General features: G+C 70.2%; 25 protein-coding genes. 13 read left to right on the top strand and 12 right to left on the bottom strand.

Going from position 1 to position 23,454, the window contains the following annotated elements:
• Window positions 1-9 precede the first annotated feature (9 nt).
• The 6 genes from ABD844_RS20255 to ABD844_RS20230 all read right to left on the bottom strand — a co-directional run bounded on the left by ABD844_RS20255 (window position 10) and on the right by ABD844_RS20230 (window position 6,776).
• On the bottom strand, window positions 10-531 hold the full coding sequence (locus tag ABD844_RS20255; RefSeq protein ID WP_344879796.1) for a flavin reductase family protein: 522 nt from the start codon (window positions 529-531) through the stop codon (window positions 10-12).
• Window positions 525-1,802 carry a cation:proton antiporter gene (locus tag ABD844_RS20250; protein ID WP_344879793.1) on the bottom strand — a complete coding sequence of 426 codons (1,278 nt, stop codon included), beginning with the start codon at window positions 1,800-1,802 and terminating at the stop codon, window positions 525-527. The genes ABD844_RS20255 and ABD844_RS20250 overlap by 7 nt, the downstream gene beginning before the upstream one ends.
• Window positions 1,802-3,382, bottom strand: a complete 1,581-nt coding sequence (locus ABD844_RS20245) for a tryptophan halogenase family protein (protein WP_344879790.1) — start codon at window positions 3,380-3,382, stop codon at window positions 1,802-1,804. The genes ABD844_RS20250 and ABD844_RS20245 overlap by 1 nt, the downstream gene beginning before the upstream one ends.
• A 63-nt stretch (window positions 3,383-3,445) precedes the next feature.
• Entirely contained in the window at window positions 3,446-5,506 is a 2,061-nt protein-coding gene (hisC, locus tag ABD844_RS20240; RefSeq protein ID WP_344879787.1) for a histidinol-phosphate transaminase, read from the bottom strand.
• Entirely contained in the window at window positions 5,503-6,519 is a 1,017-nt protein-coding gene (locus tag ABD844_RS20235; protein ID WP_344879784.1) for an SAM-dependent methyltransferase, read from the bottom strand. The genes hisC and ABD844_RS20235 overlap by 4 nt, the downstream gene beginning before the upstream one ends.
• On the bottom strand, window positions 6,516-6,776 hold the full coding sequence (locus tag ABD844_RS20230) for an MbtH family protein (RefSeq protein ID WP_344879781.1): 261 nt from the start codon (window positions 6,774-6,776) through the stop codon (window positions 6,516-6,518). Before ABD844_RS20230 ends, ABD844_RS20235 begins: the two co-directional genes overlap by 4 nt.
• A gap of 399 nt (window positions 6,777-7,175) precedes the next feature.
• On the opposite strand from ABD844_RS20230, the gene ABD844_RS20225 reads away from it, so the two are divergent.
• From ABD844_RS20225 to ABD844_RS20200, 6 genes are all read left to right on the top strand, one after another.
• Window positions 7,176-8,285: a sensor histidine kinase gene (locus tag ABD844_RS20225; protein ID WP_344879778.1), complete on the top strand. Its 1,110-nt coding sequence runs from the start codon at window positions 7,176-7,178 to the stop codon at window positions 8,283-8,285.
• On the top strand, window positions 8,278-9,417 hold the full coding sequence (locus ABD844_RS20220; protein ID WP_344879775.1) for a hypothetical protein: 1,140 nt from the start codon (window positions 8,278-8,280) through the stop codon (window positions 9,415-9,417). Before ABD844_RS20225 ends, ABD844_RS20220 begins: the two co-directional genes overlap by 8 nt.
• Complete coding sequence (locus ABD844_RS20215) at window positions 9,357-10,022, top strand: response regulator (protein ID WP_344879772.1); 666 nt, start codon at window positions 9,357-9,359, stop codon at window positions 10,020-10,022. The genes ABD844_RS20220 and ABD844_RS20215 overlap by 61 nt, the downstream gene beginning before the upstream one ends.
• A gap of 52 nt (window positions 10,023-10,074) precedes the next feature.
• On the top strand, window positions 10,075-10,248 hold the full coding sequence (locus ABD844_RS20210) for an RNA polymerase sigma factor (RefSeq protein ID WP_344879955.1): 174 nt from the start codon (window positions 10,075-10,077) through the stop codon (window positions 10,246-10,248).
• Between the two features lie 93 nt (window positions 10,249-10,341).
• Window positions 10,342-10,752, top strand: a complete 411-nt coding sequence (locus tag ABD844_RS20205) for an RNA polymerase sigma factor (protein WP_344879770.1) — start codon at window positions 10,342-10,344, stop codon at window positions 10,750-10,752.
• A complete protein-coding gene (locus ABD844_RS20200; RefSeq protein WP_344879767.1) occupies window positions 10,749-11,441 on the top strand; it encodes a hypothetical protein in 693 nt (230 codons plus the stop codon). Before ABD844_RS20205 ends, ABD844_RS20200 begins: the two co-directional genes overlap by 4 nt.
• 101 nt (window positions 11,442-11,542) lie before the next feature.
• On the opposite strand, the gene ABD844_RS20195 is transcribed toward ABD844_RS20200, so the two are convergent.
• Window positions 11,543-12,187, bottom strand: a complete 645-nt coding sequence (locus tag ABD844_RS20195) for a TetR/AcrR family transcriptional regulator (RefSeq protein ID WP_344879764.1) — start codon at window positions 12,185-12,187, stop codon at window positions 11,543-11,545.
• 153 nt (window positions 12,188-12,340) lie between these two features.
• On the opposite strand from ABD844_RS20195, the gene ABD844_RS20190 reads away from it, so the two are divergent.
• The gene (locus tag ABD844_RS20190) at window positions 12,341-13,066 is read left to right on the top strand and encodes an SRPBCC family protein (protein WP_344879761.1); all 726 of its coding nucleotides are present in this window, start codon (window positions 12,341-12,343) and stop codon (window positions 13,064-13,066) included.
• A gap of 248 nt (window positions 13,067-13,314) precedes the next feature.
• Here the strand turns inward: ABD844_RS20190 and ABD844_RS20185 are convergent, their stop codons facing one another.
• The 5 genes from ABD844_RS20185 to ABD844_RS20165 form a co-directional block, all read right to left on the bottom strand.
• Window positions 13,315-13,818: an inclusion body family protein gene (locus tag ABD844_RS20185; protein WP_344879758.1), complete on the bottom strand. Its 504-nt coding sequence runs from the start codon at window positions 13,816-13,818 to the stop codon at window positions 13,315-13,317.
• A gap of 472 nt (window positions 13,819-14,290) precedes the next feature.
• Complete coding sequence (locus ABD844_RS20180) at window positions 14,291-14,611, bottom strand: DUF6204 family protein (protein WP_344879755.1); 321 nt, start codon at window positions 14,609-14,611, stop codon at window positions 14,291-14,293.
• On the bottom strand, window positions 14,592-15,230 hold the full coding sequence (locus ABD844_RS20175; protein WP_344879752.1) for a TetR/AcrR family transcriptional regulator: 639 nt from the start codon (window positions 15,228-15,230) through the stop codon (window positions 14,592-14,594). Before ABD844_RS20175 ends, ABD844_RS20180 begins: the two co-directional genes overlap by 20 nt.
• Before the next feature lie 168 nt (window positions 15,231-15,398).
• Complete coding sequence (locus ABD844_RS20170; protein ID WP_344879749.1) at window positions 15,399-16,265, bottom strand: phage baseplate protein; 867 nt, start codon at window positions 16,263-16,265, stop codon at window positions 15,399-15,401.
• Window positions 16,266-16,565: 300 nt separating this feature from the next.
• Window positions 16,566-17,117 carry a TetR/AcrR family transcriptional regulator gene (locus ABD844_RS20165; protein WP_344879747.1) on the bottom strand — a complete coding sequence of 184 codons (552 nt, stop codon included), beginning with the start codon at window positions 17,115-17,117 and terminating at the stop codon, window positions 16,566-16,568.
• Between the two features lie 66 nt (window positions 17,118-17,183).
• Here ABD844_RS20165 and ABD844_RS20160 point away from each other — a divergent pair, with 66 nt between their 5' ends.
• The 6 genes from ABD844_RS20160 (at window position 17,184) to ABD844_RS20135 (ending at window position 23,268) form a co-directional block, all read left to right on the top strand.
• Window positions 17,184-17,591 (top strand): SRPBCC family protein, encoded by a 408-nt coding sequence (locus tag ABD844_RS20160; protein WP_344879744.1) that lies wholly within the window; start codon window positions 17,184-17,186, stop codon window positions 17,589-17,591.
• 69 nt (window positions 17,592-17,660) lie between these two features.
• The gene (locus ABD844_RS20155) at window positions 17,661-18,656 is read left to right on the top strand and encodes an AraC-like ligand-binding domain-containing protein (protein WP_344879741.1); all 996 of its coding nucleotides are present in this window, start codon (window positions 17,661-17,663) and stop codon (window positions 18,654-18,656) included.
• A 139-nt stretch (window positions 18,657-18,795) separates the two neighbouring features.
• Window positions 18,796-19,668 carry a hypothetical protein gene (locus tag ABD844_RS20150; RefSeq protein ID WP_344879739.1) on the top strand — a complete coding sequence of 291 codons (873 nt, stop codon included), beginning with the start codon at window positions 18,796-18,798 and terminating at the stop codon, window positions 19,666-19,668.
• Window position 19,669: 1 nt separating this feature from the next.
• A complete protein-coding gene (locus tag ABD844_RS20145; RefSeq protein WP_344879736.1) occupies window positions 19,670-21,433 on the top strand; it encodes a peptidoglycan-binding domain-containing protein in 1,764 nt (587 codons plus the stop codon).
• A complete protein-coding gene (locus ABD844_RS20140) occupies window positions 21,426-22,103 on the top strand; it encodes an ABC transporter ATP-binding protein (RefSeq protein ID WP_344879733.1) in 678 nt (225 codons plus the stop codon). Before ABD844_RS20145 ends, ABD844_RS20140 begins: the two co-directional genes overlap by 8 nt.
• Entirely contained in the window at window positions 22,090-23,268 is a 1,179-nt protein-coding gene (locus ABD844_RS20135) for an ABC transporter permease (RefSeq protein ID WP_344879730.1), read from the top strand. The genes ABD844_RS20140 and ABD844_RS20135 overlap by 14 nt, the downstream gene beginning before the upstream one ends.
• Window positions 23,269-23,454: the final 186 nt, after the last annotated feature.

Raw genomic sequence — 23,454 nt, 5'->3', positions numbered from 1 at the left:
CCAGCCGGCTCAGTCGTCGGGCCACTCGGCATATCTGCGCAGTCCGTACAGCAGTGGTCGCCGCATCGACACCACGGCCACCCGGAGCACCTCGCCGAAGACGACCACGTGGTCGTTGATCAGCTCGGCCCTGCTGACCCGGCAGTCGGCGATCACGTGCGAGTCGTCCGGCAGGTGCGGACCGCCGCTGTCGGCGGGCTCGCTCCACCGGACCCGCGCGAACCGGTCCTGCGCGCCGGAGGCGAACAGCTCGGCGGTACGGCGAGCGCTGTGATGCAGCAGGTTCACCGTGAAGGTCTCCCTGCGCACCAGCGCGTCCAGGGTCGGGCTGCCGTCCCGCAGGCAAACCAGCAGGGTCGGCGGATCCAGCGAGACGCTGCACAACGACGAGCAGGTCATCCCCCACGGCCGCCCCTGCGCCCCCATCGTCGTCACCACGCAGACCCCGGTGGGGAACCCGGCCATCAGGGAACGGAACCGGTCGGCGGTGGCCCTCGGCTGGTCGACCGGCTGACTGATCGGTTTCACCATGACGCGCTCCGCTCCGACGCGGAAACCCGCAGGGCGGGCACCGGCACTCTCCCGGGCCGGTCGATGAGAGAGAGCAGCGGCCCGGTCATCGCGGTGGTGGTCAGCGCCATCACGACCAGGGCGAGGTACAGGACGGGCGTGAGGACGCCCAGGCTGTAACCCGCCTGCAGCACCGCGATCTCGGTGAGGCCGCGGGTGTTCAGCAGGACGCCCAGCCGGACCGCGGTCACCCGCGGCTCGCCGCCCCGCCGCGCGAGGACGTACCCACCGCCGATCTTGGCCAGGACGGCCAGGACGGTCGCCGCGACCGCCGTGACCAGCACGACCGGCAGGGGCACGCTCGCCGAAGCGGTCCACATCGTCAGGCCGGTCTGCACCAGGAAGACCGGCATCAACCAGCCGCCGACTCTGGACACCATCCCGGCCGGCAGCCCCCAGCGGGCCCCCTCGGGCCCGGTGGGAATCGCCAGTCCCACCACGAACGCCCCGAACACGGCGGTCAGTCCCCACGATTCGGCGGCGGCCGCGGCGCCGAGCGCGCACCCGGCGATCACCACGCCCACGCTCCTCGGTGCCCTAGCGCAGCCCGCCAGCACCCGAGGGGCCGTGAGCAGGCGGCGGACGAGCAGGGCGACGGTCAGGCCGACCACCACGATGCCCGCCGCGACCACGACGCCGCCCGCTCCCCCCTTGACGATGCCGGCCACCACCGCGAGCAGCAGCCACGCGACGGCGTCGACCGCGACGGCCGCGGTGATCGCCAGCCGGCCGGTCCGCGTCGCCGACAGGCCGCGGTCGACGAGGATCCTGGCCAGCACCGGCACGGCCGACACCGCCAGCGCGATCGTCATCAACAGGATGAAGGCCGCGGGCGGCGCGTCGCCGCGGAGCTCGGAGCGGCCGGTCCAGAGCACGACACCGCCGAGCAGCGCGCCGGCCAGCGCCGACGGCACCAGCGCGCCCACCGTCACCCACCCGACGGCCCTGTCCCGCAGCGCCTCCCGGTCGAGCCGCAGCTCGTGGGCGACCCCGACGATGAAGAGGGCGAGCCCCGCCTGCCCGACCAGGTGCACCAGGTCCATAACCTGCCCCGGCAGCACCACGTCACGGGCCAGCGGCCCGGGGGCGGTCAGCAGCGCGAGACCCAGCAGCAGACCCACGGCGATCTCGCCGACGACCGGGGGCTGACCGAGCCGGCGGGCGGCGGCCCGCCCGCCGTACGCGGCGAGCAGCACCGCGCCCAGCACGACCACCGCGTGGCCGACCGTCATCACGAGGCGTCCGCTCGTCGCTCCGGCGGCAGGTCGTGCAGGTGGGCGAAGTAGCTGTACTGGGACGGCAGCCGGTTGACCAGGTCGCGGGCCTGGTCGCCGATCGCCTGGAACTCCTTGGCCGCCGCCGTCCCGTCGAGGAGGCCCAGCGCGGGCGGCGGCCGCAGCGGGATGCCGCCGAGCCCCAGCAGCATGCTCGTGTAGGAGTAGGGCTCGAAGCCGTGGAAGTACGGGAAGATCGACTCGGTGTCGGGCAGCCTGGTCTGCCACTGTTCGAGCCGCTCGGCCAGCCCGTCCGGCAGCGTCCGGGTCTTCGCGTCGCGCCAGTAGGCGTTGTCCGCGCGCGCCGCGCCTCGATAGTGCAGCACCAGGAACTCGCGGACGCCGTCCATGCACCGGGCCATCCGCTGGTTGTAGGAGTCGCGCTGGCGCTCGTCCCAGGACTCGGCGGGGAAGTGCTTCACCAACTGCTCGATGGCGTGCTGGATGAAGAAGATGCCGGTCGACTCCAGCGGTTCGACGAACCCGCTGGACAGCCCGACCGCCACACAGTTGTGCACCCACGACCTGCGGCTGCGGCCGATCCGCATCCGGATGTGGTTGGCCTCCAGTTCGTCCGCCGCCGGGCCGACGAACTTGCGCAGCGTGCTCTCGGCCTCCTCGGGCGTGCAGTAGTCGCCCGCGTAGACGTATCCGGTGCCGATGCGGCCGTACAGGGGGATCGTCCAGATCCAGCCGGCGTCCATCGCGGAGGCGGTGGTGCACGGCCGGATGCCGGTCTTGGCCATGTCCACCGGCACCCGCAGCGCGACGGCGCGGTCGTTCGGCAGCGTGTCCTGGTAGGACACGAACGGCTCCGCGAGCGCCTGGTTGATCAGCAGGCCGCGGAAGCCCGTGCAGTCCACGAACAGGTCGCCCTCGATCTCGCCGAAGTCGCGCGTGACGATGTGGCTGATCCAGCCGCGCTCGTCGAGCACCACGTCCACCACGTCGTCCACCACGTGGACGGCGCCGCGCTGCTTGGCGTACTTCGCGAGGAAGCCCGCCAGCAGGCTCGCGTCGAAGTGGTAGGCGTAGGGGAACTGCGTGTCCTGCTCCGCCAGCGTGGTCCGGTACACCGGCTGGTCGCCGTTCTCCACGAAGTCCTGCTCGAACAGGCGGCCGCTCTGGTGCCGGGGCGAGCGCATGGCGTCGCACAACGACGCGATGACGAAGACGTCCTGGTCGAAACGTTCCGACGGCCGCTGGTGCAGCCACCACTCGCTCAGCGGGAACCCGTCGACCACGCGCAGCCGTTCGAAGGGGTGGTAGAAGTGGTGGCCGGGCCTGCGCCAGTTCTCGAACCGGATGCCCAGCTTGTAGGTGGCGTGGCACTCCGGCATCCACTCGCGCTCGTCCAGGCCGAGATATTCGAAGAAGTGGCGGATGGTGCTGAACGTCGCCTCCCCGACCCCGATGGTGGCCACGCCCGACGATTCCACCAGGGTCACCGAGATCCGGTCGCCGAACGTGGCTCGCAGGTAGGACGCTGTCATCCAGCCGGCAGTGCCCCCGCCGACGATCACCACTCTGCTTTGCATGTCACATCTCCTCCGACTGTGTCGGGCGACTTGGTCAGGACTTTTCGTGATTTGCTGGGTGGCTCACTCTCGGACGAGCAGATACAGCCAGGTCGACGGCGAGCCGAACTGCTCGCGGCGTTCGACCCGGAGCCCCGCTCCGGCGAAGGCGTTCAGGTACGTGTCCGCGCCCACGATCGGCGTCTCCATGTACGCGTGCAGCAGCTCGAACCCCAGCGAGAACGCCGGCAGCGGCCCTTCGTGCCCGGCCCAGTTCACGGCCGCGGTGTCGGCGATGAGGAATCGCCTGGCATCGGGGAACACCTCGATCAGCTTCCTGACCGCGTCGGCGGGCTCCTCGACCGCCGCGAACAGGTCGTGCAGCATCAGGAAGCAGGTCACCAGGTCGACGCCGGGGAAGCGACGGCCGTCCCACCGCCGCGCGTCGTCGCGAACGATCGTGACGCGATCGGAGAGCCCGGCCTCCGCGACGGACTTGGTGGCCGCCTCGCAGGCCCGCTCGTCCGCCTCGACCCCGAGCCCGCGCCGCGAGCCGTCACGGCACATGCGGATCAGGCGCGAGCCGTCCCCGCAGCCGAGATCGGCGACCGACTCGAACGCGATCCCGTCGAGCACCTTCTGCTCTATCGGACGCGTCAGCATCCGGCCGACCAGGCCCGACCCCTCGGCCACCTTCTCTCCGTCCCTGCCGAGGTCCCGCCCGAACGTCGCGGCGCCGAGCGCCACGTCGGCCAGCCTGCGGAGCAGCTCACCGTGGCCGCCGACGGCCCAGGTGAAGAAGCCCCGCTGGGCGGCGAGATCACGTCCTGCCGCCGTCAGGGCGACCGAGCCGGACCGCCACTCGACGTAGCCCAGCAACGCGGCCACCCGCACCAGTGGGAGGAGCTTGGCCGGATCCGCCCACGTCTCGGCGGCCAGCGACGCCACCGTCCGCGCGCCGTCGAGCAGGTGCTCCCAGACGCCCAGCTCGTTCAGCGCGAACACCGCGTTGGCTCCGACGTAGCTGTTGAACAGCTCCGTGGGGCCGACGGGCGCGAGCGTCGGGACCGGCGCGCCTGATCGGTCGCCCAGTCCCGCCGACGCCGCCGGCGAAGAGGGCTTCGACGTCGTGGCGGCCAGGGCGGCGCAGAACCGGTCCACCTGCTCCGGCGTGCCGACCGTCACGCGCAGGTGGCCGGGCAGTCCGAAGGCGGCGAGGTCCCGTACCAGCACTCCGTGCTCGTCGGCCAGACGGGCGGCCAGGGCGGTGCTGTCGGAGGACGTGCGGACCAGCACGAAGTTCGCCGCCGACGGCACGAACTCCGCCCCGAGCAACTCCAGCCCGGCACACAGCCGTTCGCGCGCCGCCACCGTGCGTTTCCGCATCTCCTCGACGAAGCCGTCGTGGTCGAGGGCGGCGATCGCGGCGCGCTGCGCGACCCGGTTGACGCCGAACGGCAACGTCTGCCGGCTCCGGCCGATCCGGCCGATCAGGTCGGGCGGGCCGAGCGCGTAGCCGACGCGGAGCGAGGCCAGCCCCCACAGCTTCGAGAACGTGCGCAGGACCAGCAGCCTGCGCCCGGCGCGAACCGCGTCGACGGCGTACTCGTACTCGGGCCCCGCGAACTCCATGTACGCCTCGTCGAAGACCGGGATCACGCCGGCCGCCTCGGCGCTGGTGAGGATCCGCTCCACCTCGGCCCGGTCGAGCACGGTCCCGGTGGGGTTGTTCGGGTTGCAGATGAAGACGAGCTTGAGCTCTTCGGTCAGGGCCGCGCAGATGGCCGGCGCGGAGATCCGATATCCGTCGGGGGGAACGGTGCGGACCTCGGCGCCCGCCATGGTGGCCGCCATGGCGTAGCCGGGAAAGCTCATCTCGCTCACCAGCACGGGGTCGCCGGGCCGCAGGAAGGTCAGCGCGGTCAACATGATCAGGTCCTCGGACCCGTTGCCGATCGCCACCGACTCCGGGTCCACGCCGACGTGCCGCGCGACACGGGCGCGCAGCGCCGTGCACCCGCTGTCCGGATACGCGGCGCACCAGTCCTCCAGCTCGGCTCCGGCCGCCAGGACGGCTCCGGGCGGCGGGCCGTACGGGTTCTCGTTGCAGTGCAGCCTCAGCAGGTCGGCGGCCGGGGCGCTCATCGCTCCCCCACCGGCTCCAGCTCGAAGACGACCTCGCCGACCGCGATGTCGATCAGGTTCCGCTCGACCACGCGCCAGCCGCTCTCCGCGAACGCGGATTCCCACTCCTCGACGGTCGGCAGGTAGACGCCCATCAGGTCATGACCGAACTCGAAGCCGAGCGTGAAGACCGGCAGCCGGTCGTCGGGGACCCCCACGGTCCTGGTGGCGTCGCCGAGCACGAACCGCCGTACGTTGGGGAACGCCTCGCGCAGCCCGCGCAGCAGCGGCACGCACCGCTCCTTCGGCCAGAAGTCGTGCCCCATCATGAAGCAGGTGAGCAGCTCGACCTCGGCGAAGTCCGGACGGTTCGGCAGGTCGAGCACGTCGGCCTCGATCAGCGTGACCCGGTCCGCCAGCCCGGCGGCCTCGACGTCCGACGCGGCCACCGCCAGGGACGGTCTGGCGATGTCGATTCCCAGCGTGCGGGCCTTCGGATAGCGCCGGCTCAGTTGGATGACCCGGCCGCCGCTGCCGCAGCCCAGATCGGCCACGGTCGTGACGTCGAAGTCCACCCGGTCCAGCGCGGCCAGGAACGCCGGGTCATAGCAGTGGATGTTGATCTCCCGGCAGGCGAAGGCGATCGCCGCGGCGTCCCGCTCGAAGAACTCGCCCGTCCTGTTCTCGTTGCGCATCACGTGGGGTATCTGGGTGAACAGCGCGGCGGAGCCGCGGCAGAGCCAGTGGAAGAACGCGCGGTTGCGCAGGACCTCCTCGAAGTTCGCCCCCACCCTGACCGTGTTCTCGCCCCGTTCGACCACGTGCACCGCGGCGAGCGAGCGCAACAGCCCGATCGTCGAGCGCAGGTCCAGGTCGTGGTCCTCGGCGAACTGCTCGACCTTGAGCTCTCCGCACAGATCCAGCTCGTCCAGCAGGCCGACCTCCCATGCGGCGCTGATCGCCCAGGCCGCCACGGTGGAGTTGTAGATGTCCGCGACGGCCCTGCTCCGGTCGTCGCTCACGATGTCCGTCACTGGCCCGGCCTTTCGCTCCGTCCGTCATGGGCAGTTCCGGCCGCGGTCTGCGCCATCGCGTCGCGCAGACTCTTCGGCCGCAGGTCGGTCCAGTGCTCGTTGACGTAGTCGAGAGCAGCGCTGCGCGCGGAGGGGCCGTACAGGGTCCGCCATCCCGCCGGGACGTCGGCGAACTCCGGCCACAGCGAGAACTGCTCCTCGTCGTTCATCAGGACGAGGTAGCTGCCCTCGGGGTCTTCGAACGGATTCGTCGTCACCAGTAGCCCTTTCCCGTGATCCGGAGAGACCCCAGGCGGCAGCGAGCCACCGCAGGGGGTAGCCGAACATTTGTCTGCATGCGTTTCCGGCCATGCCGCGGCCGACTTTGTCCGGGTTTACCAGGCGAAACGCGCTCTCAGTTCGTGCCTGTCCGTCCAAGCACGCCGAACCGATCTGGGGCAGACGTTACCCAGAGGGTGGGCCTAAAGGCACGACACTTGTTCAGGGAACACGGCGAAAAATGAAGAAGCAGCTTTCCACCGCTCATGTACTGTATTAACAGCAAAGCGTGCAAATCACTCCTGGGAAGCCGTGGCCGAGTGGAGAGCTCGACAATGACCCAGAGAACTGGTAGCCACCAAGCCCCCGAAGGTCCGGCGGCCGCCGGGGTTCAGCGGGTGGCGACGAACATCGCGGTATGGATACGACTCAGCAGCGCCGCGGTCGGGGGTCTCGTCGCGGTGATCGGCGCTGCGCCGCCCGCCCGTCCTGACTGGGTCACGATTAGCGCGACGACTTTTCTGGTGTGGGCGGGCACGTTCGCCTACATCGCGCTGAAACGCGGCCTGTCGATTCCCTTGGTCGGCGTCGATGTATTGGTGGTCGTGGGGATCTGCCTGGTGTACGGCAACGTCGTGCCCGCCGGAGCGCTGGCGTCCGTGGCCGGCACGAGCTGGGTGGATCTGATCGCGAGCACCGGCGTCTTCGTGGCGCACACCGGCCTGCGACTGGCGCACGGCGCGCTGGCCACGGTGATCATCGCGGTCGCGGCTGCCATCGGCAGGTCCGTGGTCAGCGAGGTGCCGGTCGTCCTGGTGCTCCAGGGTGTCCTCGCCGGCGGGATGATGGTGCTGCTGCGCAGCGGCGCGGAGGCTGCGGACACGGCGCTGGCGAAGCGGGCCGCCGCGTTCGTCGACGCGGCCTCGCGCGCCGCGGTGCGCGCCGACGAGCGCGACCAGCAGCGCCGCCTGCACGACACCGTCCTGGCCACTCTGACCATGATCGGTACGGGCGCGATCTCGCGGGGCTCCCCCATCCTGCGGGTCCGCGCCGCCGAAGACCTGGCCACGGTGAACCAGCTTCGCTCGTATCCCGACATGGAAGCAGGCGGCTCGCAGTGTTCGCGGCTCGATCTGGCCCTGCTCGCGGCGAGATCCGTGCCGCGGCCGGGGCTCAGGCAGCTCGACGTGGACCTCGACGCGCCGCCGATCGAGTTGCCCAGGCAGGTCACAGCCGGGTTCGCCGACAGCGTCGCCGAGGCGTTGACGAACGTGGCACGACACGCCGACACCGGCTCGGCCGTCGTACGCGCCAGCGATCGTCCTGACGGCGTCGTCGTCGAGGTCATCGATTCGGGCCGCGGGTTCGCCACCGACTGGATCCCCCCGTACCGGCGGGGATACCGCGACTCGATCGCCGCCAGGATGAGGGCGATCGGCGGCGACGCGCGGATCACCTCCCGCGAAGGCGTCGGCACCCTGGTGACGCTCTGGTGGCCGCATGATTAGCGGTCACGGCGATCTGGTCGCGGTGCGCATCACCCGCGCCGTGAACATCGGCGTGGCCGGGGTGGTCTCGATCTGGCACTTCGGCTACCACGGGTCGAAACTGATCACGCACTGGTCCGACTACCAGTCGCAGGCGACGACGCTCGCCTCGTGGACGGCCCTGGCCGTGATCGACGTCATAGGCTCGGTCGCCCTGCTGCGCCGCCAGTCGCACGCCGCTCTCGCCCGCACGCTCGCGGTGGCCATCCTGGTCGTCGGCTCCATCGGCACGGCGGCCGGTCCGCCGGGCGGCGCGATCGCCGACTCCAGTTGGGCGTGGAGTTCCGTGGGCTGGTTGGGAGTGCTCGTGCTGCTCCGCCGGCCGATCGTGGAGCTGGGCGTCCTGCTGACCGCCAACCTCGGTGTCACCGCCGCCTTCCTGGCACTCGACAACGCCTTCGACGAGCCGATGATCATGCGATTCGTCACCGTGACCTGCATCGCCGTCGGGGCGAACGTGATCGTCGCGCTGGCCGGCCGGTTGATGCAGGAGGCGGCCCAGCAGACCACGGAGATCGCGGAGGCGGAGGTCGAGTCGTACGCACACAAGCAGGCCGCGGACGAGGTGCACGCCAGGAGGCAGGAACGCTACGAGTACCTGCGCGGCCAGGTCGAATCGGTGCTTCGTGGCCTGGCCGACGGAACCCTCGACCCGGCCGACCCGGCGGTACAGCGCCGATGCGCGATCGAGGCTGCGCGGCTGCGCCGGCTGTTCGCGGAGAACGACGACGTGCCCAACCCGCTCCTGCACGAGCTGCTCACCTGCGTGGACATCGCCGAACGACGGCAGGTCGAGGTGGACCTGTCCACGTTGGGCGACCTGCCGTCGATACCCATCGCCATCCGCCGAGGGCTGACCGAGACTCCCCTGGCCGTCCTCGCCACAGCGGTGTCGAGCGCCCGGGTGACCGTGGTCAGCAACCGGGACGAGGTCATCGTCAGCATCGTCGCCGACGCTCCCCCCGATGCCCAGATCACCTGGACCACCTGCCCCGCTCTGTCCACAGTCCGCTATCGGGAAGGAGCCAATTTATGGGTGGAAACACGCTGGAAGCGCCCGTCACCGTTAGCATCGTTGACGACCATCCCGTAACCATCGAGGGAATCCTCACCTGGTTGCGGGCGGAGCCCAGAATTCAGGTGATAACGACCGGGGCGACGATTGAAAGTCTTGGGCCCAGTGCCATTCCACGGGCGCGGGTGCTGCTACTAGACCTTAACCTGGATGGCCGACTCGCCATCCCTCATGTTGCCGAGCTGGCCGACGCGGGGCACCGGATAATCGTTTATTCGCAGTTCACGGAACAGAAATTGATTATGGCGGCGCTGGACGCGGGCGCCCGGGAGTTCGTGGCCAAACGCGAAGGCCGAACCCACCTGGTGAATGCCATTCTTGCGGTCGCCGCCGACCACCCCTACGTGACGCCGACCGAAGCAGGGGTGCTGGCCGAGGACCACCGCGAAAATCGTCCCGTGCTGTCCGATCGCGAACGGACCGCGTTGCTGCTGTGGTTTCGTTCGACGTCGAAAGCGGCGGTGGCGCGCCGGATGGCCGTCTCACCGCACACCGTCGACATGTTCATCAGGCGCGCGCGGCTGAAGTACGCCCAGGTGGGCAGATCCGCGGTCACCAAGTCGGACCTGCTGGCCCGCGCCATCGAGGACGGCCTGATCAGTCCCGAGGAGCTGGCGAGCTGACGCTCCGCGGCCTCCCGGTCCCCGGAGGCCGCGTCACGCGCCCGCCAGGACCCTGATTCCGGCCGGGCGGCCACCCGACGACAGACGTCGCCGTTTCGAGGAGCTGTACCGGGCCAATCACGATCCGGTGCTCGGCTACGTGGTACGCCGGACGGCGAACGGCCACGACGCGGCCGACGTCTTCGCCGAGACCTTCCTGACCGTGTGGCCTGACCGTGTGGCCTGACCGTGTGGCCTGACCGTGTGGCCTGACCGTGTGGCCTGACCGTGTGACCTGACCGTGTGACCTGACCGTGTGACCTGACCGTGTGGCCTGACCGTGTGGCGGCGGCTCGACGACGTGCCCGCGGGCGAGAGTGCCCGCCCGTGGCTGTTCGGGGTCGCGCGGCGGGTACTCGCGAACCATCACCGCGGCGAACGGCGGCACACCGCGCTGACCGCCCGGCCGGCCTCCGAGCTGACCGCGTTCCGGCACCCCGGTCAGGAACCGGCCGGGACGGACGCCCTGGCGGAGGCGTTCGCGAAACTGCCCGACGGCTACCGGGAGGTGCTGTCGCCGGCCGACTGGGAGGGCCTGTCCGTCGCCGAGATCGCCGTGGTGCTGGGCTGCTCGGCCAACGCCGTACGGATCCGGCTGCACCGGGCCCGCCGCCGCCTGGCGCGCGCCCTTCGGGAAGACCCCGCGCGGCGCACGTCCCGCGCCCACGTACAGGAAGGAGACCTCGCATGACACGGATCTCGGTCGGCCGTCTCAACCCCGTCACCGACGACGAGGCCGCCGCGCTGGTGAGCACGCGGACCAGGGACGAACTGGCGGAGCACGTCATGGCGACCACTCCGGCCCTCGCGCCCCGGCCCCGGTGGCGCCGGCGCCTGCTCGTCGGCCTGCCCCTCGTGGCGGCGGCGACGGCCGTCGCGGTGGCCGCGTTCTCGTCCGGGTGGGTCGGGCCGCAGCGCGCCGAGGCGGCGGCCCTCTCGTTCCAGCGCGAGGACGGCTACCTCGTCGTCCGGGTCCAGGACCCGAACGCCGATCCCGAACGTTACCGGGAGGAGTTCCGGCAGCGAGGTATGGACATCCGACTCAAGCTGGCCCCCACGAGCCCCGACCGGGCCGGCAGGGTCCTCTTCCTGGAGGATCGTGCCGACGACCCGGCCGGCCGGATCGAGGCGGTCGAGGGGTCGTGCGGGGAGCACGCGTGCTCGGTGGCCGTCAAGGTGCCAGTGGGCTACCGGTCGTACGCCGGCATCGTCTTCGGCCGTGCGGCGGAGCAAGGGGAGATGTACGACACGGGTGCGGGCGACGAGCCGGGCGCGGGCATCGGCCTGCCCGGCATCGACAGGTACACCGTGGCGGAGGCGGTGGCCATCCTCCGCGCGAACCAGGCCATCCTGTTCGTGGGCCCGGAGCCCGAGGGCTGAGGCGGCACGCGGCGGGCTGGGCGATCGCCGGGCCCGGCCCGCCCGTGCTCTTCAGTGCGCGTCAGTGCTCGCCAGTGCTCGCCAGTGGTCTTCAGTGCTTGTCAGTGCCGCAACAGCCCGTCCACCTCGTCGGCGAACAGCAGCGAAGGGTCGATGCCCATCCCGCCGAAGTGGCCGGCCAGCTCAAGGGACAGCACCCCGTGCAGCCGGGTCCAGAAGGTCAGCGCCCGGCGCAGGACCGCCGCCGGCACCGACGGGTCGGCCACCCACTCGCGATGGCCGTCGAGATGGGCCTCCAGCGGACTTCCCGCCGACGGGACACCGGCCTTGCGGAACGCGTCGATCAGCACCGTCATGATCTCGTTCGAGATCGCGGTGGTGTCGGCGGGGGCGCGATAGCCGGGCACGGGGGTGCCGTAGATCAGGAAGTACCTGTGCGGGTCGCTCAGCGCCCATTCGCGCACCACATGAGCCAGCCCGGCGACGTCGGCGCCTGAGTCGTACGCGGCGCGGACGGCGTCGGCGAGGCTGCGGTAGGCGTCCCGGATGAGCTCCGTGACCAGTTCGTCCCGGCCGGCGAAGTACCGGTAGAGGGCGGGGCCGCTCATGCCCAGGTGCTTGGCGATCGCTTTGAGCGACAGCGCCGACACGCCCGTCGTGGCGATCTGCCCCCACGCGTGCTGCTTGATCTCCGCCTGCACCTGCGCTCGGTAGCGCTCGCGCGGGCTCGTCACGTCTGCGTCCATTGGCGCCTCGCCGTCCACTGCTCACCATGGCCGGTTACAGGCTATCACCGTTGTTATTGACGGCAACGGACTACGATTATAGCGTATAACTAACGCGAGCCCAGCTAACCAAGCCTCTCCGGATCCCACCCCTTTGCATCGAGGAGAAAACGCATGTCCAGCTTCCGCCGCCAGATCGGCCGCTCAGCCGCGCTGCTCCCCCTCCCGCTCGTCATGGCCGGCACCCTCGCCGTGGCCGCACCGTCATCCGCCACCACCCACCAAGCCCCGAACGCCACCACCAGCCCAACCCCGAACACGGCCGCCTCCGACCAGGCGCGGAACGCCACGGCGGAGAGCCACAGCCAAGCACCGCTGACCTGCGGCGGCCAGGGCGTCGACCCGGCCGCCAAGATCCGCTACCGCGCCGAGACCCTGATCAAGGCGCCGCCGCACACCATCTGGAAGCTGCAGACCGACGTGGAGCGCTGGCCGTCGTGGCAGCCGCCGGTCACCGGCATGAAGCGCCTGGACCCGGGCAGGCTGCGCCCGGGCTCACGGTTCCAATGGACCACCCCGGTGCCGGAAACGCCCACCACCCCCGCCACGACCCTGGTCATCACCTCCACCGTCCAGCAGATCAAGAACAACCGGTGCATCCGCTGGACCGGCCCCGCGATCGGCGAGGGACTGCGCATCGACCGGGGCGTCCACGTCTGGACCTTCACCAAGGTCAAGGGAGGCGTGCTGGTGCGTACCGAGGAGACCTGGACCGGCAACCAGGTGGAGGCCGACGTACCCACCTCCACCGCCTACCTAGGCGCCGGTCTCGAAGCCTGGCTGACCGACCTGAAGACCACCGCCGAGTCCATCCACCTCGGCCACCGGGCCAAGAGCTGAACGCTCCCCCGCCGAACGAGCCGCGGTGCGCGAGGCACCACTCGCGCACCGCGGGCCGAACATCAGACCGCCGAGGACATCCGGAACGCTGCGACAATGGCCGCGAGCAGCCTTTCCGCACGCCCTTCTCCGGTTTTCGCACCACCGAGACGGACTGCGCTTCGGGTCACCGACAAGGGCTCAAGGAATGAGCGGAAATTCCCCTGCCGCACAATTACCTGCGCGACCGCATCGGCGCACGGGCTCCGTCAGGGCTGAATATTGATGTAGGGGTCCCAGTAGTAGTAACCCTGCTTCTCACCACGGTGGTCGAGAATCATGAAGCTGAAGTTGTAGGTGACCGTCCCCGTGTCCAAGACCTCGCATTCCCAGTAGTAACTGCTGACCTTCTGGATCGTGGGGTTCAAAGGGTCATTACTGTTCGGCACCGGCTCGTTGAGAGCCACCGACCTCGGTACGGGGGCGCTGATCAGATCCTGTCCGGACAGGGCGTTGAACCTGTAGAGGACGCTGGTGTACTCCGAGTTCAGGGACAGCGTCGTCTCTCGCCATCTGATGATGTCCATGGGAGACGCGTTGACCGTCAGTTCGCTGCCCGGGCTGCTCCCGAGCTGGTTCTGCCGGGTGGTCATGTAGATCAGGTTGCTGCTGTCGGGGATCGACGTCGGCTCGTCCGGATCGGCGTTCTTGCCGAACTTTCCGATGATGGTTTCCGCGTCGATGGCGATGAGGACGTTGATGAACTCCGACATACAGAAATTCTCCCTGTCGTATCCGAAAACAGGCCGTAGCACAGAATCCGGCAACCATGAATGGGCCGCACACGTCACCACGAAGCACGCGGGAAGTGGGGGCGACGCGCGGGGCCGAAGGCTGCTGGACGAACTTCTCCACCATGAACTTTGCGTAAAGTGCTGTCAAGGCCGCATATCATGACGTAATAGGGTCGCATATCCTGTAACGCTTCGAGCCGACGCGATGAGCAGCTGGAATGCGTCATTGGAGACCACGAGCACGCGCCCCGCCCCGGGCAGATGTGGCAGGCAAGTCAGATGTGCATCACCTGGGCGTTCGACTCCGCTTTTAATATGTAAGTTTTTCAGGTTGAGAGGTGGAGCATTTCCCTATCCAGCGTGCGGGTTTTCCTGGGCCGTACGCCCGAGGTCTCCGGCCAGCAGGGCGCTGCCGCTCGGCGCGACCGCCTGCGGATCGCCGGCCCGTCGGTCACACCCGGCGCCCCCTGGGGCGGATCTTGATCTCGCGCAGGTCGGTCACCGCGAGCTGCAAGATCTCGTACGGGTGCCCGTGCGCCTCCAGCGCGACCATCGCGCCGAGCGCCGCCTCGTCCTGACCGTCGTCCGGGCCCGCCTGCACCTGGCAGCGGAACGTGAAGGCCGTGACGCCCTGGTCATGGGTGAACGTCCCGGCCTCGGTGTAGGCGGTGCCTCCCGCGTCGAGGACGGCGGCCCGCCCGGCGTCGTCGAGCCCGGTGAACTTCCCTCTGATCGTCACCCTGAACAACTGCTCACTCCTCTCGTACGGCATAGCCGAGCAGACGCTCCCCCATGAGCTCCGCCGCGGCGTCGATCAACTCCAGCACGTCCCCGGCGATGACACCCGGCCGATCACCGGCCGCGGTCCGCCGGCCGATCTCCGACAGGACCATGGTGTGCAGGCTGCCGAGCTGCCAGGCGACAGCCCTTGGCAACGGGTCGCCAGGCGCGGCACCGGTCTCAGCGGCCAGTCGGTCGGCCAGCTCGGCGATCATCTCGTGGGCGAGCCGCTCCAGCCGGGCGGTCAGCGTGGGCGCGGCTTGCATCATCTCCAGCACCCGGCCGAACCCCTCACTCAGCCCGAGCCTGCGCTCCCGCCCGCGCACCTCCTGCCGCAGCCGCTCCAGGACCGCGTCCGTCGCCGACTGGCCGACCCGACGCTCGCGCACGATCTCGGCCAGCCGCCGCGGGGACGCCTCCTCCGGCGGCAGGACGAGGTCCTCTTTCACCTGGAAGTAGTTGTAGACGGTGTTGACCGACACTTCGGCGGCCACGGCGACCTCGGCGATCGTGACGTTGTCGAAGCCGTGCGCGACGAACAGGTCGATGGCCACGCCGGAGATGCGCTGCCGGGTCTGTCGCTTCTTGCGCTCACGCAGCCCTTCTGACATAGCTGCAGTCTACTCCAAATTTGGAGTCGACTACAGCTATTCTCTCCATGGCCTTGACGTCAAGCCGAGGCGAGCATCCTCGCCCGCCTCGGCGCCCCACCACCACCTCGCCGACGCCCCCGCTGCCGATGGTCCGGCCTCGTCAGCAGGTCGTCGCTCCTGCGACCGCTAGACGAACTGACTCTTGTAGAAGACGCTGGCCTCCCGCACGCCGTCGGTGTTGGAGTGGAACCCGAACGCCAGCCTCGGGCCGCTGGAGTGCGTCCAGATGGCCATGCCCTGCGGCTCACGGCCAGGCAGCGACTGACCGGCCGTGGTCTGCGCCCGGTCGATCACGGTCGACTGCCCGACGCCGTTGAGGTCGATGACGGAGAGGTACGACGGGCCGTTGGCCCGGCCCTCCAGCAGGTACACGTAGCGGCCATAGGCGGCGAAGCCCTGGAACGGGTTGTCGCTCCCCCATGCGCCCCGGGACGGGAGGGCCCGCTCGGCCAGGCGGTACGAACTGGACAGCCGCCCGGCGCGGGCGTCGCTCAGCTTGAAGACGACGATGCGCGGCTGGTCGGCCCCGGTCTTGTAACGCACGAGCAGTCGGTCGGTCCCGGGGTCGATCGAGGGCTGCGGATTGACCATGGCGTCGCCGATGGAGGGCGTACGGTCCTGGATCGCACCACTGGTCTTCTCCAGGACGGCACCGTCCTGGAACGCGAACCGCCCGACCTTGGTGCCGAACCCGCTGCCGCTCGACATCCACTCCGTCCACAGGTACACCGACCCGTTGTACGGCTCGACCGCGATCGACACCCCGTGCCCGAAGTTGTGCAGCGCCATCGAGCCCAGTTGCCGTCCGGTCGTGTCGGTCTTGGTGATCCACAGGTCGCCGACGTGGTCCGGATCAGAGTTCTGGGAGTTCGTCTGCGCGAAGTAGATGTGCTGGTGGACGCTGTCGTACGCGAAGGACTGCATCACCCAGTTGGCGTGCAGCGACTTCTTCCAGACCGGGTTGCCGCCCGCGCCGCCCAAGTCGAAACGCACGGAATCCGGCACCTCCGCGTACGCCGGGCCGGCGCCCACGAGGAGACCGGCGGCAGCCGCCGTGAGGCCCCCGCCGGCTCTGAACAGCCCTCTTCTGCTGAGGGCGCGACGGTCTCCGAGAGAAGGGACGTGACTCATGGACTACCTCCATGGTGCAGGACGCTCTCTTTGACGATCATCGTCACACACGAGCGGCGGTCATGGTGAGCCTGCGCCGAACCGATGATCGTCTCCTGCCGTCGGCGAAGTGGCGCCGGCCGAGGAGGTGGCGGAGGAGGTGGCCGTACGGCCACGACCGGATCAGCCGTTGACGGGCGGCCCCAGGAGTTCGGCCAGGGCGATGTCGATCAGGGTCATGGGGTCCTCGTGCACGATGGCGAGCCGGCGCAGCGCGGCGATGCCGAGGTAACTGGCGTAGCCGGCCAGGACGCGGCGGCGCGCCTCGGGCTCTGGCCGGCCGGTCTCGACCAGGGTGGCGCACATGAAGGACATGCGCCGCTCGTTCACCCGCTTGGCCACCTCGGCGATCTGCGGGTCGTCGGCCTCGCTGATCAGGCGGAAGGAGATGGCCGCCGCCGCGGGATCGGCGAAGGCCCACTCCAGCAGGGTGCGCAGCCGTTCGCGCGGGTCGGGGATGCGGCCGAGGCGAGCGGTGATCTTGTCGGTGTCTCTTTCCCAATGCTCCAGAGCGGCCTGGACGAGCGCCTGCCGGTTGGGGAAGTGCCAGTAGAAGCTGCCTTTGGAGGCGCCCAGGCGAGCGGCGAGCGGTTCCACCGCCACCGCGGCGAGGCCGCCCTCCGCCAGCGCGGTCAGCGCCGCCTTCGCCCAGTCGTCCGCACTCAACCTACCCACCAGGACAGCCTGCCATACGGCAGCGTATAGTCGGAACCATACGCCACCGTATGGAGGTCCATTTCCATGGTCTGCAACGTGCACGAACGCGTCATACCCGGCAGCCCGGAAGAGGTCTGGACGGTCCTCATCGGCATCGAGAAGCTGTGGCCCGCGGACATCGGGTCGTTCCGCCTGCCGGACGGCGTCCACCCGGGCGCGCCGGTCCACCACGGCCCCTGGCGTTACGTCGTCGGCGCCGTCGAGCCGGGTCGCAGGCTCTGGTTCGACACCGGCAAGGTGCTCAGCGAGGGGCACGGGTTCGTGCTGATCCCCGTCGAGGGCGGCACGCTCGTACGGCACGAGCTCAAGGGGAGGCTGTCGGGGACGTTCAGGCTCCTGTGGCCGCTGGTCGTCCGGCGCCTCCACGACAAGGTCGTGGAGCACATCCTGGAGGCGCTCGAGCGCGAGGTGACCCGCAACCACGCGCGTTGAACAGTTCGCGCCGCTGCCGCGGAGCCGATCGGCCTCATTTTTCCGGGGCGGCTTGGGGAGGAAACGGTGATGGAGACGATATTCGACAGCGCGGACCTGCCGTTACCGAGCCGCGTGGATGCCTGGCATGACGTGATGTCCCGTACGCATGCGCCCACGGTCTTCAGCGTTGACCGCGCGGTCGCCTTTCGGGCCGCGCTGCGCGCCACGGATCTGGGGGCGCTGCGGGTGACCGCGATGACGTATTCGACGTTACGGTCTCAGCGGACGCCGAAGCTGATCCGCCGTTCCGACCCCGAGCTGTACGCGATCCACCTCATGACCCGGGGAAGGCAGCACCTCGGCCAGAACCACCGGGTGGCCGCCCTCGGCGTGCGGGACCTGGCGATGTACTGCTCGTCCAGGCCCTTTGACACCTGGACGGACGCCGGTGAGGGCACCGTCACCTCCGTGGTGGCGCAGATTCCGCGGGCGTTGCTTCCGTTGCCGGACAACAGGATCGACCGGCTGCTGGCCAGGCCCCTGCCCGCGCAGGCGGGAGTCGGTGCCCTGGTCGCGCGATTCCTCACCCAACTGGGCGACGATCCCGGCACTCTTCGGCCGTCGGACGGCGCTCGCCTGGGCATGGTGCTGGTCGACCTGGTTGCCGCGCTGCTGGCCCACCACCTCGAATCCGACGACGCGGTGCCGTCCCCGTCGCGCCGGCGTGCCCTGTATCTGGAGATCCGGGCGTTCATCTTCCAGAACCTGGGCGAGCCTCGGCTCACCCCGGACGACATCGCCGCCGCGCACCATATCTCTCCTCGCTATCTGCACCGCCTGTTCCAAGATCACGGGCTCAGCGTGAGCGCGTGGATCAGGGAGCAGCGACTGGCACGCTGCCGCCGCGACCTCGCGGATCCCGCGCTCGGCGGCCACCCCGTCCACGCCATCGCGGCTCGCTGGGGGTTGCCCTGCCCGCAGCACTTCAGCCGGGCGTTCAGAAGGGCATACGGCATCGCGCCACGGGACTACCGGCGGATGACCTTGTACGGCGGAGACGTTCGCGAAGGAGGTCTCACGTAAGGAGGCAGCGGCTGCGCGGACGCCTCCCGCCGCGCCACGCCGGGCGGTGTCCCATGTGCCGCGACCCGCCTGGCACCCGGAAGGCCGCTTCAGCCGAGTTCAGGTTCGCTTCAGGGTTCCCTGGCGAAGGTGAAGCCCTATGACCGATTTCCGAACGCCGCTCGCGATCGCCGCGGCGGCGGTTGCCGCCCTCACCGGTTGCGCTCCCTCCGGCGGGACCCAACCGTCGGCGACCCCCTCCGCGGACCGCGCCAACCAGCAGCGACAGAGCCAGACCCAGCTCGCCGCCTGCATGAAGGGCAAGGGCTTCGCCTACCACCCGATCGTCTCCACGCCGGAGCTGCCGGATGACGTCAAACAGGAGATGTCAGGCGAGTACTCCGCCATGCGGAAATATCGGGAAAAGTACGGCTTCGGGGTAGCCGCCTCCTTCGTCTACCCCAACGAGGGGATAGGCCGGGTGGCCCGTCAGGTCGGCGACGGCAGCGAGGGCGGCGAGAGCGACGACCCCAATATGAAGGTCGTCGCCGGGCTGTCGAAGCCGCAGCGCGAGGCGTACTTCAACGCGATGAACGCCTGCACGCTCGAAATGGTCAACAAGGCCACCGGCAAGAAGCTGAAGTCGATGGACGAGCTGGGCAAGGCCCAGGGCGAGCTGCTGAAGCAGGTCATCGGCCGCGAGATCGACGGCGACGCCAAGCTGGTGGAGCTGGCGGGCGCGTTCGCCGACTGCCTCAAGGGCAAGGGCTACCGGGTCACCTCGCAGCGCCCCTCGGAGATCGTGCGCAGCACCGAGGACCCGTTCATGAAGGAGCTGGGCACGTTCGGCCAGAAGAATCCCACGGCGGACGAGGCCCGGCCTATGCTGCGGCGCGAGATCAAGGCGGCCCTGGACGACCTGGAGTGCGGCAAGGAGTTCTACGCCGTCTACCGGCCCAAGGCGAACGAGGTCTACCAGCGTGCCCAGCTCATGCCCGGCGTCGGCATGGCCATGACGGTCTTCACGCAGTAACGTGCGCAGATCCAGAGTGCTCGCCCTCGTCGTGGCGGGAGTGCTGGTGGTCGCGGGCGCGGGCTGGGTGGTCGGTTCCCGGCTGCGTTCCCCGGCCGAGGAGGCGGCCGCGCGCCGCCCGCCCACGCCCTCCCTCGTCACCGCGCCGGTCGAGCGACGCAAGCTCACCAGCACCGTCACGGTCAGCGGCACGCTGTCGTACGGCTCGCCGCTACCGGTCACGCTGGCCGGGACGGTCGGCGGGACGATCGGCGGGACCGGCGGCGGTCCGAACGGTTCTCCGCAGCGCGTCACCAAGGCGCCCGATCCTGGGCCGATCCGCGAAGGCGACGTGCTGATGCAGGTCAACGGGCGACCGGTCTTCGCCCTGCGAGGGAAGCGGCCGATGTACCGGACCCTCGTGCCCGGCACCCAGGGCGACGACGTCAAGCAGCTCCAGCGCGCGTTGCGGGTGAAGGCGACCGGCGTCTTCGACGCGGCCACCGTGGCGGCGGTGAAACGCTGGTACGACAAGCGCGGATACCAGGCGCAGGAGCCCGACCTGGAGTCCCGCAAGTCCCTGCAGCAGCTCCGCCAGGCCGTACAGACGGCCGAGGAGACCCTGGCCGCCGACCGGAAGGCGCTGGACGAGGGCCTCGACGTGCGGCCGTTGCGGCTGCGCCACGACAACGCCCGCCGCGACCTGAAGGCCGCGGAGAAGGCACTGGCCGAGGCGCCGGAGGTCACGCCCGAGCAGGAGACCCAACTGGCCTCGCTGCGCCGTGCCGTGAGAACCGCTGAGGAGCAGGTTCTCGCGGCCGAGCAGGCACTGGCGGAGGCCAGGAAACCGGCGCCCACGCCGACCACGACCACGACCGCGACCCCCGCGCCCGCACCCAGCCCGGTGGACACGAGCCTGCTGGAGACGAAGCTGGCCAACGCCCGGCAGGATCTCGACGAGGCCCGGCAGGCGGTGGCCGCCTACGAGGAGCAGATCGGCGTGGATCGGGACAAGCGGCTGGATGAGCTGCGCAAGGCGGTACGCACCGCGAAGGAGGCCGAGGCCACCGCCGCCCAGGCGCTGAACCGGGCCAGGAAGGTCTCGCCGCTGCGCATGAAGGTCACGCACAGCAGGGCCAACCTCGCCGACGCGCGTACCATGCTGGCCGAGTTCCGCAAGACCTACGGCGTGAGCGTGCCGGCCGGCGAGATCGTCTTCCTGCCGAAGCTGCCCGCCCGCATCGACAAGGCGGAGGTCAAGCCGGGCGACACCATCGAGGGCAAGGTGGCCACCGTGACCAGCTCCGCCTTCGCGGTCAGCGCGTCGGTCGACGCCAAGGAGGCCAAGCTGCTGCGCCCCGGCCAGGAGGCGAGCATGGAGACCATGGACGGCACGCAACTGCCCGCCACGCTGACCGCGACCGGTGAGGAGGCCCGCCTGACCCCGGAGGAGGGGGAGAGCGGAGAGGAGGAAGAGTCGGACACCGGCTCGGTCCCCGTCCTGCTCACGCCCGAATCGGCCAAGGCGCTCAAGTCGCTGGTCGGTTCTGCGCTGACGGTGCGGATCTCGGTCGGCTCGACCGAGGGCGAGGTGCTGTCGGTCCCGGTGGCCGCCGTGGTCACCTCCGCCGACGGCCGACCACGGGTCAGGGTGGCGCTGGACGGCGACCGTACCCGCGAGGTCGAGGTGCGCACCGGGCTCACCGCCGACGGCGACGTGGAGGTCACTCCGGTCCGCGCGGGACAGATCAAGGAAGGCGACCGGGTCGTGGTGAGCGATGCCTGAGCCCGTCATCGCGTTGAGCGGCGTCTGCCGCGACTTCCCCACCGACCCCCCGGTACGCGCCCTGGCCGACGTGGACCTGCGCGTCGACCCGGGCGACTATCTGGCCATCGTCGGCCCGTCAGGTTCCGGCAAGTCCACCCTGCTCAACGTGCTCGGACTGCTCGACAGGCCGACCTCCGGCTCCTACCGCCTGGACGGCGTCGAGACCACGACGCTGCGCGACGGGGCGCGGACCCGGCTGCGCGGCACCCGTATCGGCTTCGTCTTCCAGTCCTTCCACCTGCTGTCCCACCGGACCGTCGTGGAGAACGTGATGCTCGCCGAGGTGTACGGCCCGCACCCGCGCGGCGGCCGGCGGGCCCGGGCCGAGCAGGCGCTGCGGCAGGTGGGCCTGGAGCACCGCATCGGGTTCGTCCCCGACCGGCTGTCGGGCGGCGAGCGCCAGCGCGTGGCGATCGCCCGGGCGCTGATGGCCAGGCCCGCGCTGCTGCTGTGCGACGAGCCGACCGGCAACCTCGACAGCCGCAACACCGGGGCCGTCCTCGACCTGTTCGACGGGCTGCGCGCCGACGGCCTGACGATTCTGGTGATCACGCACGAGGACGAGGTGAGCGCCAGGGCCAAGCGCCGGGTCCGGATCACTGACGGGGTGCTCCGTGAAACTCCGTGACCTGTGGGCCGAGTCCCTGGCCGGGATGCTCGCCCGCCCGGTGCGCTCAGCCCTGACCACCCTCGGCACGGTCCTGGGCATCACCACGCTGGTGGTCACCCTGGGCATAGCGGCGACCGCGGGCAACCAGATCGTCGGCCGCTTCGACGAACTGCTGGCCACCAGCGTCACCGTCGAGGTGCCGCGGGGCGGCTATCACGCCCTGGTGTCCTGGGACGCGGCCAAGGAGCTGCGCCGCCTGCGCGGCGTGACGTCGGCGACGGCGCTGGCGCAGAACGACGCGAGCTCCAACCTGGTCGTGACCGCCAACAACCTGCTCGACCCCACCCGGGTGTCCGGGCAGACCCTCGCGGTCGTCGCGGCCACCCCCGACCTGCCGGACACCACCTTCGGCCGGATGCGGGCCGGGCGTTTCTACGACGCCGGTCACGTCGCCCGCGGCGACCGGGTGGTCGTGCTGGGAGAGCAGGCCGCCGCCATGCTCGGCATCGACAGCCTGGAGGACGCGCCCGCCGTGTTCGTCAAGGACCGCGCCTACACCGTCATCGGCATCATCGGCGGACTGAAGCGCGAGCAGATCCTGGCCAGCGCGGTGCTCGTCCCGCCCGGGCTCGGGCCCGACTTCGGGCTGAAGGACGTCACCCGCGTCCTGGTCGCCACCCAGCTCGGCGCCGCCGAGCTGATCGCCCGCCAGGCGCCGCTCGCGCTCAGCCCCAACCGCAGCGGGGAGCTGCAGGTGAACGCCCCGCCGAGCCCGAAGCGGGCGCGCGACGGCGCCCAGGACGACGTCAACGGCCTCTTCCTCGTCCTCGGCCTGGTCTCCCTGGTCGTCGGCGCGGTGGGCATCGCGAACGTCACCCTGGTCACCGTCATGGAGCGGGTCGCCGAGATCGGTCTGCGCCGTGCGCTGGGCGCGGCCCGCCGCCACATCGCCGCCCAGTTCCTGCTGGAGTCCAGCCTGACCGGGCTGACCGGCGGGGTGATCGGGGCCGGCCTGGGCATGGTGACCGTCGTCGGGGTGGCCGCCGTACGCCAGTGGACCCCGGTGCTCGACGTACGGCTGGCGCTGGCCGCGCCCGTGGCGGGTGCCCTGGTCGGGCTCCTGGCGGGCCTGTATCCCGCGCTGCGGGCCGCGCGCATGGAGCCCGTCGACGCGCTGCGCTGAGCCCGTCCGGCCGGGGGCGCGACAGTTTCCTCATGGGCCGACGCTCTTACCGGGGCGGAAGATGAGGTGCGGCGTGTCGGTGCCCGGGGTGGAGGTGACGTGGGCGTCGACGCCACCCCGATGATCACCTCGGGCCCGCGCTCGCGTCCGCAGAGCACGAACGCCAGGACGAACGCCGCCACGGAG

The organism is Nonomuraea antimicrobica (assembly GCF_039536965.1).
Lineage (GTDB): Bacteria > Actinomycetota > Actinomycetes > Streptosporangiales > Streptosporangiaceae > Nonomuraea > Nonomuraea antimicrobica.
This window is presented reverse-complemented; position numbering and strand designations above follow the sequence as displayed.